The 11,349-nt window shown below is 60.2% G+C and carries 11 protein-coding genes and 1 riboswitch; of the genes, 7 read left to right on the top strand and 4 right to left on the bottom strand.

Annotated elements, in window-relative coordinates:
- Window positions 1–2: 2 nt before the first annotated feature.
- Window positions 3–238: riboswitch (cobalamin riboswitch) on the bottom strand.
- A gap of 39 nt (window positions 239–277) precedes the next feature.
- Window positions 278–1,156: a GNAT family N-acetyltransferase gene (locus tag RBH10_RS07460; RefSeq protein ID WP_281037597.1), complete on the bottom strand. Its 879-nt coding sequence runs from the start codon at window positions 1,154–1,156 to the stop codon at window positions 278–280.
- A gap of 211 nt (window positions 1,157–1,367) precedes the next feature.
- Here RBH10_RS07460 and argE point away from each other — a divergent pair, with 211 nt between their 5' ends.
- From argE to RBH10_RS07430, 6 genes are all read left to right on the top strand, one after another.
- A complete protein-coding gene (gene argE, locus RBH10_RS07455) occupies window positions 1,368–2,492 on the top strand; it encodes an acetylornithine deacetylase (RefSeq protein ID WP_281037598.1) in 1,125 nt (374 codons plus the stop codon).
- Between the two features lie 23 nt (window positions 2,493–2,515).
- Window positions 2,516–3,439 (top strand): glyoxylate/hydroxypyruvate reductase A, encoded by a 924-nt coding sequence (locus RBH10_RS07450; protein WP_281037599.1) that lies wholly within the window; start codon window positions 2,516–2,518, stop codon window positions 3,437–3,439.
- A gap of 25 nt (window positions 3,440–3,464) precedes the next feature.
- A complete protein-coding gene (locus tag RBH10_RS07445) occupies window positions 3,465–3,821 on the top strand; it encodes a cupin domain-containing protein (protein ID WP_281037600.1) in 357 nt (118 codons plus the stop codon).
- Window positions 3,822–4,039: 218 nt separating this feature from the next.
- Window positions 4,040–5,503, top strand: a complete 1,464-nt coding sequence (locus RBH10_RS07440; protein ID WP_281037601.1) for an aldehyde dehydrogenase — start codon at window positions 4,040–4,042, stop codon at window positions 5,501–5,503.
- Between the two features lie 13 nt (window positions 5,504–5,516).
- Window positions 5,517–6,560: a tartrate dehydrogenase gene (locus tag RBH10_RS07435; protein ID WP_281037602.1), complete on the top strand. Its 1,044-nt coding sequence runs from the start codon at window positions 5,517–5,519 to the stop codon at window positions 6,558–6,560.
- A 15-nt stretch (window positions 6,561–6,575) separates the two neighbouring features.
- Window positions 6,576–8,033 carry an NAD-dependent succinate-semialdehyde dehydrogenase gene (locus RBH10_RS07430; protein WP_281037603.1) on the top strand — a complete coding sequence of 486 codons (1,458 nt, stop codon included), beginning with the start codon at window positions 6,576–6,578 and terminating at the stop codon, window positions 8,031–8,033.
- 184 nt (window positions 8,034–8,217) lie between these two features.
- Here RBH10_RS07430 and RBH10_RS07425 read toward each other — a convergent pair whose 3' ends face one another.
- The 3 genes from RBH10_RS07425 to RBH10_RS07415 form a co-directional block, all read right to left on the bottom strand.
- Complete coding sequence (locus RBH10_RS07425; RefSeq protein ID WP_281037604.1) at window positions 8,218–9,492, bottom strand: FAD-binding oxidoreductase; 1,275 nt, start codon at window positions 9,490–9,492, stop codon at window positions 8,218–8,220.
- A 15-nt stretch (window positions 9,493–9,507) separates the two neighbouring features.
- Complete coding sequence (locus tag RBH10_RS07420) at window positions 9,508–10,176, bottom strand: haloacid dehalogenase type II (RefSeq protein WP_281037605.1); 669 nt, start codon at window positions 10,174–10,176, stop codon at window positions 9,508–9,510.
- Between the two features lie 89 nt (window positions 10,177–10,265).
- Window positions 10,266–10,502 (bottom strand): hypothetical protein, encoded by a 237-nt coding sequence (locus RBH10_RS07415; RefSeq protein WP_306180495.1) that lies wholly within the window; start codon window positions 10,500–10,502, stop codon window positions 10,266–10,268.
- Here RBH10_RS07415 and RBH10_RS07410 point away from each other — a divergent pair.
- Window positions 10,501–11,337 (top strand): GNAT family N-acetyltransferase, encoded by an 837-nt coding sequence (locus tag RBH10_RS07410; protein ID WP_281037843.1) that lies wholly within the window; start codon window positions 10,501–10,503, stop codon window positions 11,335–11,337. The two genes, RBH10_RS07415 and RBH10_RS07410, sit on opposite strands and share 2 nt — an antisense overlap.
- The last annotated feature ends 12 nt before the right edge of the window (window positions 11,338–11,349 follow it).

The following is an 11,349-nucleotide window of genomic DNA, read 5'->3' as shown; positions in this document are numbered from 1 at the left end:
ACGATGGTCCATATTATGACGGCAGGTCTCCTGGCTCACGAATATGCGCCGTTCATCTGCCTTCCCGCATCCTTGAGGATACAGTGGCACGACGCTTTCACACGTCACGAGGATGAACGGCAATCCGCTTACAGTTGCGGGGGCAGCCACGGCATTGGGCGATAACAATCACCCGCACCATGTTCCCTATTAATCCCTTCGCCCTTCGGCTTCAGGAACCGTCGGTTTCTGACATACGGGGCAAGCGGCGGGGCGTCAATTGCGATAGTGCCGCACCTCAGCACAAAGACGGGCCTGCCAGCGCGAAAATCTTTGCGGCACCGGAGCCTGCCGGCTGTGGCAGGTTTTTCGACATGGTGGTCAGAGTTTCAATCACCACCAACCCGGATTGCGCAAGAAAATCAATGAAGTAACCATTGTCGCGCATCGCATCGAGGCGGACAAGCTCATCGTCGAGATCGGCAAAATGCCGTTTCACCAGCGCAATCGCATCCGTCTCGTCAGCCGCAACGACCGGGCCGACAATATGGCCTTTTCCTGCCGCCCGGCGCAGTGCAAAGCCGGTAAGATGGCCCGCCTCGAACAAACCGTAACCCGTATTCTGCGCGAGAAGACGCTGCAAAACGCCCCGGCGCGAAGCACCGAACGCTGCGCGGTCGATCTCCGCCACCTCTGGCAGATGATCTTCCGACAGTGGCTCTATTTTTTGTTTTCTGCCAAGCGCCGGCATCTCGAAAAGACAATTTGTCCGTCCCCTGAAGAGATGGACTTTTTCCGAATCCCCGGCAAAGCCGAGCCCGGAAAACAGCCGTCGCGACACATCCGTGGCGTTCAGCCGCAGGCAAACGGCGGGAAACTTCGCAACAAGTTTCCGCACCAGCCAGGGAGCAACGCCCTGCCCCTGCAGACGCGGCGAAACGATGACCATGCCAAGCGTCGCAAACCCATTCTCATAGGGAAACAGCATCGCGGTTGCGACAACGCGGTCGATCTCGTCAAGCGCGGCAAGACCGACACCGCATTGCCGCAGAAAACACCATTCATTCGCATGATATCGCCATCCGACAGCCATGGAGAGCGCATGCAGATGATCGGCATCCACCTCCGCGATATCCACGGTCCGCAACTCAAAACTATCGACTTTGAGCAGGTCCATAACAAACGGCCCCCATCCCTTCCGGCGCGGAACCTTCCGGTCCCGGCAGCCCAGCCCACGACATCCGACGGTAGCCGGTTACGCCAGCACGAATTTTCTGAAAGCACTGGAAGGTCACAACAATCTACCGAAATCATCCGCATTTCAGCAGATAAACGCCGCAGTCCATTCTAAGCTTTTGCAATGACAATCCGGTCAGCGGAGACGACCATTGAACGCAATCGAAATCCTTGAGCGTCTCGTCGGTTTCCCGTCGGTCGTCGGAACCGCCAATGGCGATATTGCCGGTTGGATCGCCGATTATCTGGAAAGCCACGGCGCGAAAGTATCCCTGCTTCCGGGACCGGAAGGCGATCGCGCCAATCTTTTCGCCACCTTCGGCCCTGCCGATGCCGCCGGATATATCCTGTCCGGCCATATGGATGTGGTGCCCGCCGGAGAGCCGGAATGGTCCTCCGATCCCTTCACATTGAGGACCGAAAACGACCGCCTCTACGGGCGCGGAACCACCGACATGAAGGGCTTTCTGGCCACGGTTCTCGCCGCAGCCCCGGCTTTTTCACGCATGGCGCTGAAGCGGCCGATACACATCGCCTTTTCCTATGACGAGGAGGCGGGCTGTCGAGGCGTTCCACATCTTCTCGCCAGATTGCCGGAGCTATGCGCCCCACCGGCTGGCGCAATCATCGGCGAACCGAGCAATATGCGGGCGGTCCGCGCCCACAAGGGCAAGGCCGCCGCGCGCATCACCATCCGCGGACGTTCCGGCCATTCGTCGCGCCCGGATCAGGGCGTGAACGCCATCCACCTGATGACCGGCATCATGGCGAAGGCTGTCGAGACGGCACGTGCGCTGACGCAAGGCCCCTTCGAGGCGACCTTCGAACCGCCCTATTCCTCGCTGCAGATCGGCACCGTCAAAGGCGGTCAGGCGATCAACATCATCCCCGATTTCTCGGCCATCGAGCTGGAGGCACGGGCGATTTCCGGGATGTTGCCGCTTGCCCTGCTCCAGCCGGTGCGTGACAGCGTGGAGGCGCTGGCGGCAGGCGGCATCGATATCGAATGGACGTCGATGAGCGACTACCCGGCGCTGTCGCTTCCAGCCGACGCTCCGCTCGCTCTGCTGCTGGAGGAATTGACCGGCACCCCCTGTCTCGCCGCCGTCAGTTACGGCACGGAGGCGGGGCTTTTTCAGGCGGCTGGCATCGACGCCATCATCTGCGGGCCGGGCGATATCGGCCGCGCCCACAAACCGGACGAGTTCATAACGACAGGTGAACTTTCGGCCTGCCAGTTGATGCTGGAAACACTCGCCAGCCGCTGCACGGTTTAAACCTTCGGGAAGTATCGATTCATATGACGTTTTTCTTCAATTCCGACGCCAAGCGCGGCGAGATTTTCCGGCAGGCTCTGGCCGCAGAGCTACCGGACCTGCCGTTTTCGATGGATGCATCGAGCGTCGATCCCGATGCAGTGCGTTATCTCATCACCTGGACGGTGCCGCAGGACATCGCCCGGTATCGCAATCTCGAGGTCCTCTTTTCGATCGGCGCGGGTGTTGACCAATTTCACATCGAGGCCATCCCTGAGACGGTGAAGATCGTGCGCATGGTGGATGAGGGCATTATCCGCATGATGCAGGAATATGTCTGCCTCGGCGTGCTTTCCCTTCACCGCAACCTGCCGGTCTATTTGAAACAGCAGCGCCAGCAATTGTGGAAGGCCCTGCCCCAGCGCCAGGCAGAAGAATGCCGGGTCGGCATTCTCGGCCTTGGCATGCTGGGCGTTGCGGCGCTGGAGCGGCTGAAACCTTTCGGTTTTCCGCTTTCCGGCTGGAGCCGCTCACAGCGCCAGATCGATGGTGTGACCTGCCACCATGGCGATGACGGTCTCACTGCCATCCTCTCCGCCAGCGATATTCTCGTCTGCCTGCTGCCGCTCACCGACGAAACTACCGGGCTTCTGAATGCCGAGCGTCTGGGGATACTTCCCGAGGGTGCTGCTCTGGTTCACGCCGGGCGCGGCAAACAACTCGACCATGACGCCCTCATTAATGCGCTCAACAGCGGCAGGCTTTCAGGCGCGGTCATCGATGTGACCGATCCCGAACCGCTGCCGGAAGATCATTGTTTCTGGACGCACCCCAAAATTCTCCTGACGCCGCATATCGCCAGCGTCACCCAGCCCCATTCCGCCGCCCGCACCGTTGTCGAAAACATCAAACGATACGAATCCGGTCTCGAACCGCTCGGCCTCGTTGACCGTAGCCGCGGATATTGATCATACCCTCCAAGAAAGGACACCCATGTCTCTCCTCAAGACCATCGACACCAAGCCTACCTTCGAACCGAAAGCCTCCAAGGCATTGCCCGAACGCCTTATCGCCGGTGATCCGTCGTTCAAGACCTGGCCGCTGGACGAAGCCCGCGATGGCACCGTCCACACCGGCATCTGGGAAGCGACCCCCGGCGAGAGCCGTTCGATCAAGGGCGAGACCTTCGAGTTCTGCCACATTCTCGAAGGCGTCATCGAGATCACCCCGGAAGGCGGCGCACCGCTGCGTTACACGGCAGGCGACAGCTTCGTCATGAAACCCGGCTTCGTCGGCGTCTGGAAGACCATCGAAACCGTCCGCAAGATCTACGTTACGGTCACCGGTTGATTAGTTAAGCAGGACTGTTGGAATTCCGGCTGGCGTACAGGCATTCTTGCCAAAAACGCCAGCCGATAATCAACCAGATGCAGTCGTTTATGTCCGCCGAAGATTGCGCTGTGGGCCGCCAGCAAAACAGGATTTTCGTTCACCGTCCCCACCGCAGTCGGCCGATACTGCTTGCCATCAGGGGGTAGCGTTAGCGCATATCCACAGAGGATTCCCCCATGACGCTCAGCTTCGATCCAGACAGCCTGCCTTTGCCGATCGGCCATTTCATCGGCGACCGGTTGATCCCGGCTAAAAACGGCATCGACATGCACCGCCCTTCGGACGGCATCGAATATGCCGGCTGCCCGAAAGCGGATGCGTCGTTGGTCGATGAGGCTGTGCAAACCGCAAAGGCCGCGCTGAAAAGCAGCAACTGGGGCGGCGTGCGCCCGCGCGAACGCACCAAGGTGCTGCAACGCTGGGCCGATCTCATTGAGCAGGAAGCAGAGACGCTGGCGAAAATCGAGGCGCTCTCCTCCACGCGCCCGGTGGGCCAGCTGATTGCCGGTGATATCGCCGTCACCGCCGAGCAAATCCGCTTCTTCGCCGAATTCGCCGACAAAGAGGGCGGCGATCTCGTGCCGACCGACGATGCAAGCCTCGGCATGATCATGACTGAGCCCTATGGTGTCGTCGGCGCCATCACGCCGTGGAATTTCCCCGTGTCCATGGCGGGCTGGAAGCTCGGCCCGGCGCTGGCGGCCGGCAATGCCGTGGTGCTGAAACCATCGGAAATGACGCCCTTCTCCTGCGTTTTCATGGCGCAACTGGCCATAAAAGCCGGATTGCCCGCCGGTCTCATCAACATCGTGCTGGGCGACGGACCTGTCACGGGCAACGCCATCACCGGGCATCCCGAAATCTCCAAGGTCAGCTTCACCGGCTCCACGGCAGCGGGTGCCGCCATCATGGCCAATATCGCCCGCACCGGCATCAAGCCGATGACACTGGAACTCGGCGGCAAAAGCCCGCAACTGGTCTTTGCCGATGCCGATATCGAAAAGGCGGCGGCAGCAATCGCCGGCAACATTCTCTCCAATGCCGGACAGGCCTGTGTGGCCGGTTCGCGCATTATCGTAGAAGAGAGCGTCGCGGAAGCACTTTCCGTCGCGATCATCGCCCGCATGAAGGCGGTAAAGCCCGGCCCGACATGGGACGAGACAACCCAATATTCGCCGATCATCTCCGAGGTGCAGCGCAAGCGCATCGACGGCATCGTGCAGGCGGCGGTTGCCCATGGCGGCGAATGCCTGACCGGCGGCGCAAACATGGACGGTCCCGGCTATTTCTACCAGCCGACGCTGATCGCCAATGTCGACCAGACTTCACCTGCCGTCACCGAAGAAATCTTCGGACCGGTGCTGACGTTGCAGACCTTCCGCACGGAAGAGGAAGCTCTGGCGCTTGCCGATCATCCGACCTACGGTCTGGCGGCTGGCCTCTTCAGCCGCGATATCTCGCGCGTCATGCGCCTGTCTCGCGCCATTCAGGCGGGAACGATCTGGGTTAACCGTTATGGTCGCTCCCGCGACCACATATTGCCGACCGGCGGTTACAAACGCTCCGGCATCGGCAAGGATCTCGGGCGGGACGCCTATCTGGCCAACCGCAAGAGCAAAAGTGTCCTCATCGGACTGTAACAGGGGAAATGTCTTGAAAACGCATCGCATCGCACTCATTCCCGGAGACGGCATCGGCAAAAGCGTGACTGATGCCGCATGGCAGGTTCTCAACGCCGTCGCAGAAGGTTCCGGTTTTGCGCTTGAAGGCACAGAATTCCCCTGGTCCTGCACCTTCTACAAGGAAACTGGCGCGATGATGCCGAAGGACGGCATCGAAACGCTGCGCGGCTTCGACGCCATTCTGCTGGGCGCAGTCGGTTGGCCGGCGCAAGTGCCCGATTCAGTGTCGTTGCATGGCCTGCTACTGCCCATTCGCAAGGCTTTCGTGCAATATGCCAATATCCGCCCGCACCGGCTTCTGCCCGGTGTTCAGGGACCTTTGAAGGCTGATGGTTTCGATATCCTCTGCATCCGCGAAAACACAGAGGGTGAATATTCCGGCGCTGGCGGGCGCGTGCATCAGGGCACGGAAGACGAAGTTGCCGTCGAAACCTCGATTTTCACCCGCAAGGGCGTGGAGCGTATCCTGCGCTTCGGTTTCGAACAGGCGCAGAAACGTCGCGGCAAGCTCGCCTCCATCACCAAGTCCAACGCCCAGAAATATTCTATGGTGTTCTGGGACGAGGTGACCCACAGGCTCGCCGCCGAATATCCCGATGTCGAGGTTTCGAGCTATCACATCGACGCCATGGCGGCGCGTATGGTGATGGCGCCGGAAAGCCTTGATGTCGTGGTCGCCTCCAACCTCTTCGGCGATATTCTGACCGATCTTGGCGCGGCCATTCAGGGCGGCCTCGGTTTTGCCGCCTCCGCTAATATCAACCCTGACCGCACCGCCCCATCCATGTTCGAGCCAGTGCATGGTTCCGCCCCGGATATCGCCCATCTCGGCATCGCCAACCCGATCGCGGCCATCTGGTCCGGTGCGATGATGCTCGAGCATCTCGGCGAAAAGGACGCGGCTGCAAAGATCATGGCGGCGCTGGAAACGGCGACAAGCCGGGGCATCGGCACGGTGCCGGGCAAGGACAAGACAGACGCCATCACCGCCGCAGTTCTTGCGGCACTCGCCTGATCTCGGAGAATTATGATGCAGGGCTTGAAGGACAAGGAACTCTTTCGCCAGACGGGCTTGATCGGCGGCGCATGGAAAGCGGCGGCCTCAGGCAAGGTGGTCGACGTGATCGACCCAGCGACGCAGGCCGTCATCGGCACCGTTCCCGACATGGACGGCGCAGAAACTCGCGCGGCCATCGAAGCCGCCAATGCTGCCTTCGGGCCATGGAAGAAGAAAACCCACGCGGAACGCGCAGCTCTTCTCGAAAAATGGTTCGCGCTGATGATCGAGCATATCGACGATCTCGGCCTGATCCTGACTACGGAACAGGGCAAGCCGCTTGATGAAGCCAAGGGCGAAATCCGCTATGGCGCGTCCTTCGTCAAATGGTTTGCGGAAGAGGCCCGGCGCATCAGCGGCGGCACCATTCCCTCACCCACACCGGATCGGCGCATCGTAGTTCTGAAGGAACCGGTCGGCGTCTGCGGCATCATCACGCCGTGGAACTTCCCGAACGCAATGATCACCCGCAAAGTCGCGCCCGCACTTGCGACCGGCTGCACCGTCGTCATCAAGCCTTCGGAATTCACGCCCTATTCGGCCTTAGCGCTTGGCGTTCTTGCCGAACGGGCTGGCATTCCCGCAGGCGTCATCAACATCGTCACTGGCATGCCGACGGATATCGGCAACGAGATCATGGCGAACGAGACGGTGCGGAAAATTTCCTTCACCGGCTCTACCCGTGTCGGCTCGCTTTTGATGCGTGGTGCTGCTGACAGCGTGAAGCGGTTGTCGCTGGAGCTTGGCGGTAATGCGCCCTTCATCGTTTTCGACGATGCGGATTTGGATATGGCTGTCGAAGGCGCGCTAGTTTCGAAATTCCGCAACGGCGGCCAGACCTGCGTCTGCGCCAACCGCATTCTCGTTCAGGCGAGCGTTTATGATGCCTTCGCCAAAAAACTTGCTGATCGCGTCGATGCTATGCGGGTCGGTCCCGGAACGGAGGCAGGTGTTTCCATTGGCCCGATGATCAACGAGCCAGCCATCGCCAAAATCCGCGCCCATATCGACGACGCCGTTTCCAAGGGTGCCAAGATCATCACCAAGGCGCATGATCTGCCTGAAGGCCCGCAATATACCGCACCGGTGGTGCTAACGGGCGCCACCACCGGAATGCGGCTGGCGAGCGAAGAGACCTTCGGGCCGGTGGCACCGCTCTTCCGCTTCGAGACAGAAGAAGAAGCGATTGCCATCGCCAACGGTACACCTTTCGGCCTTGCCGCCTATTTCTATACCGAAAACCTCAAACGCGCCTGGCGCGTGGGCGAAGCACTGGAATTCGGCATGGTCGGCCTCAACACCGGCGCGATCTCCACCGAAGTGGCGCCCTTCGGCGGCGTCAAGCAATCCGGCCTCGGCCGCGAGGGTGCACAGGTCGGCATCGAGGAATATCTGGAAACAAAGGCGTTTCACATCGGCGGGCTCGCCTGACGCCTGTTTCGTTCTCCCCGCCTAAAGGGCCGCTTTGCGGCCCTTCTTTTTGTGCGTATGCAACAAAAAAGCGGCCCGAAGGCCGCTGAAACATGGAGAAAGCTCTCTCCTCCGTCATCCTCGGGATGGACCCGAGGATGACGTCGAGTGTTGGGAGGCGCCTCTCAACGCACGCCGACGCTGCCTACTGAAACTTATCCAGCATCTTGTAATACAGACCGACGAGCGGCAGGAACCAGGGCTTGCCGAAATGGCCCGGCACAGCCGGCCAGTCCAGCCCCTTCAGCGGGTTGGTGTCCGGGCGACCCAGAATGGCGTCGGCCATCGTCATGCCGAGATGGGTGGAAAGCTGCGCGCCGTGGCCGGAATAACCCATGGCGTACCAGACGCCGTCCTGGAAACCAGCGCGGGGATAACGGTCCTTGGTCATATCGACCAATCCGCCCCAGCAATAATCGATCGGCACATGCGCAAGCTGCGGGAAGATGCGGTGCAGACTTTCCGTCAGGATCGCGCCGCTCTTGGCGTCCGAACGCTGGTCCGATGTCGTGGAAAAGCGCGCGCGGCCACCGAAGATCAGCCGGTTATCCGGGGCGAGTCGGAAATAATTGCCGATATTCATGGTGTTGACATAGGTGCGGTTGCCTGGAACCGACGCCTTGACCTCGGCATCCGTCAGCGGCCGCGTGGCGATGATGAAACTGCCTACCGCGATGATGCGTCGGCGGAAATAGCTGAAACCGGACGGCGTGTAAGCCCCGGTCGCGACAAGCACATTGTCGGCCGTGACCTTGCCGCGTGTGGTTTCCAGCTCGTGGAGCTTGCCGTTCTGGATGTGTTTCGTCACCGCCGCATTTTCGAAGATCACCGCGCCGTGGCGGCTGGCCGCTTCGGCAAGACCGGCCACATAACGGCCCATATGCATCATGGCGCTCTTCTTCGAGAGCATCGCGCCATAAAAGGGCGAACCGATTTCGTCCTTCAGATCGGCGACGGACAGAAGCGCCGTATCGGGATCCACCTCGGCATGCAGCGCCTCGAAATTCTTTGCCAGACCTTCGAAATGCTGCGGCTTGGAGGCGAGCTTCAGCTTGCCAGAGCGTCGGAAATTGCAATCGATCCCCTCTTCAGCGATCAGCGTCTCCAGCGTATCGACCGAATCGTCCAGCGCCTTGTAGATTGCGATTGCCCGTTCCTTGCCAAGCTCCGCCTTGGCGGAGAGATAGGAATGAGCAAGGCCGTTATTGAGATGCCCGCCATTGCGGCCTGAGGCACCCCAGCCAACCCGTTCACCCTCGAGAACAACGACCCGCGCTCCGGCTTTCGCAAGCTGGCGCGCGGCACCGAGACCGGTGAAGCCGCCGCCGATGACGGCGACGTCATAATGACCTTCGACGGGACCTTGCGCCGCCCCCGCAAACAGGGGCGCGGTATCGTGCCAATAGGAAACGAACTTCATGGTCCCGACCTTTCCTTACAATCCAACCACGCCGGCGAGGCCAGAAATATCTGATATCTCGACATAACCGTAATAGGGGTTGGCAGGCTCGTGGCCGCGGTTGACCCAAACCTTGTTCTTGATGCCGAGATCATGCGCCGACATCAGGTCGTAACGGAACGACGAGGAGACGTGCAACATGTCTTCCGGGCCGCAGCCGAGCATATCGAACATATATTCGAAAGCCTTGAAGCGCGGCTTGTAGGCCTGCGCCTGTTCGGCAGTGTAAACCGCATGGAACGGCGCACCGAGCTTTTCGACATTCGACATGATCTGCGAGTTCATGGCGTTGGACAGGATGACGAGCGGAATTTCCTTCGACACCTTGGCAAGACCCGCCGGAACATCCGCATGCGGACCCCAGGTCGGAACGCGCTCGTAAACGAATGTCGCATCCTCGTCCTTGAAGGCAACGCCGTTGCGCTTGCAGGTGCGCGACAGGGAATTGTAGACCACCTGGGCATAGGGCTGCCAGGCGCCCATGATCTCATCCAGACGGTAGGCGGCAAAATTCTTGATGAATTGCTGCATCTGCGCCTCGTCCAGACGATCGCCATAGAGATCGCGGGCAGCCTCGGCCATCTGGAAATTGATCAGCGTACCGTAGCAATCGAAGGAGATGTATTTCGGGCGGAAGATGGTCATTTCGTCGTCATCCTTGCTTGGGGATCGAGTTTGGCCGGAATAATCTGATCATAGAAAGCCTTTGTCCGGTCGGCGCACCGCAATTGCTATCAGCGAAAGCAGATTGTTGCGTATGCAGCCACCAGTTTGGCAGAGAGTTGCGTGCGGGCAAACCAAAAGCCGCCGCCCACCCCCGGTTCATGGACGAATGCAGATGAGGTGCGGCATAAGATGCGGCGGCGGGTAAAAGCAACAGCGAAACATATCGAACCTTGCCATTCGTCGGGACAATCTTCTTTCGGCGTCAGTCTATCAATGAATAAGCAGAGCAAATGGAGTTTCGGCATGCAGGCCAGCCTCATCGATATCCAGTCTTTCCGACCTGAACACCTCGACGCCGCCGTTGAGCTTTCCCGGCAGGCCGGCTGGCCGCACCGCAAAGAAGACTGGGCGCTCGTCCTTTCCTTGAGCAAGGGTTTCGTCGCGCTGGAAAACGGACGTGTCGTCGGAACCGCGATGGCAACACTTCTGGGCGACAGCTGCGCCACGGTCAATATGGTGATCGTGGATGAGAGCATGCGTGGCCGCGGTCTCGGACGCCAGCTGATGCAGGCGGCAATCGGCGCTGCCGAAGACCGCGAATGCCGTCTGGTCGCCACCACTGACGGCCTTCCGCTTTACGAAAAGATGGGCTTTGCCGCCTGCGGCGAGGTGCTTCAGCATCAGGGCATTCCAGCAGCCACCGAAAAACCGGCCGATGTGGCCTGGGCGGAAACCGTTGATCCGGCCGAACTCGCAGCGCTCGATGCGCAGGCTTTCGGCGCGGACCGCGTTTCGCTCTTTACCGAACTTGCGGACAGGGCGCGTTTCGCCGTTGTGCGGGAAGAGGGTGTCATCAAGGGTTTTGCGGGCCTGCGCGCCTTCGGACGCGGCGAGGTCATCGGTCCCGTTGTGGCGGAAAATGCTGAAATCGCAAAGGAATTGATCGCCTTTATGTTTTCCGAGCGCCCCGGCACATTCCTGCGCGTAGACACCACTGCCGATACGGGCCTTGGCCCCTGGCTTGCCGAGCACGGCCTTGCCCATGTCGGCGGTGGCATCGCCATGCGCCGGTCGAAAGCCGAAATCCCTGCCAACAAAAAACTGAAAACATTCGCATTGACCAGCCAGGCACTGGGCTGAATCTGGAGAGAC

Origin of the sequence: Rhizobium sp. AN73, assembly GCF_030757975.1 — a bacterium.
Lineage (GTDB): Bacteria > Pseudomonadota > Alphaproteobacteria > Rhizobiales > Rhizobiaceae > Agrobacterium > Agrobacterium arsenijevicii.
This window is presented reverse-complemented; position numbering and strand designations above follow the sequence as displayed.

Bases quoted from the DNA above. Each gene is read 5' to 3' on its own strand.
- RBH10_RS07460 (WP_281037597.1), bottom strand. From the start codon at position 1,156: ATGGACCTGCTCAAAGTCGATAGTTTTGAGTTGCGGACCGTGGATATC.
- RBH10_RS07450 (WP_281037599.1), top strand. From the start codon at position 2,516: ATGACGTTTTTCTTCAATTCCGACGCCAAGCGCGGCGAGATTTTCCGG.
- RBH10_RS07445 (WP_281037600.1), top strand. From the start codon at position 3,465: ATGTCTCTCCTCAAGACCATCGACACCAAGCCTACCTTCGAACCGAAA.
- RBH10_RS07440 (WP_281037601.1), top strand. From the start codon at position 4,040: ATGACGCTCAGCTTCGATCCAGACAGCCTGCCTTTGCCGATCGGCCAT.
- RBH10_RS07430 (WP_281037603.1), top strand. From the start codon at position 6,576: ATGCAGGGCTTGAAGGACAAGGAACTCTTTCGCCAGACGGGCTTGATC.
- RBH10_RS07425 (WP_281037604.1), bottom strand. From the start codon at position 9,492: ATGAAGTTCGTTTCCTATTGGCACGATACCGCGCCCCTGTTTGCGGGG.
- RBH10_RS07420 (WP_281037605.1), bottom strand. From the start codon at position 10,176: ATGACCATCTTCCGCCCGAAATACATCTCCTTCGATTGCTACGGTACG.
- RBH10_RS07410 (WP_281037843.1), top strand. From the start codon at position 10,501: ATGCAGGCCAGCCTCATCGATATCCAGTCTTTCCGACCTGAACACCTC.
- RBH10_RS07415 (WP_306180495.1), bottom strand. From the start codon at position 10,502: ATGCCGAAACTCCATTTGCTCTGCTTATTCATTGATAGACTGACGCCG.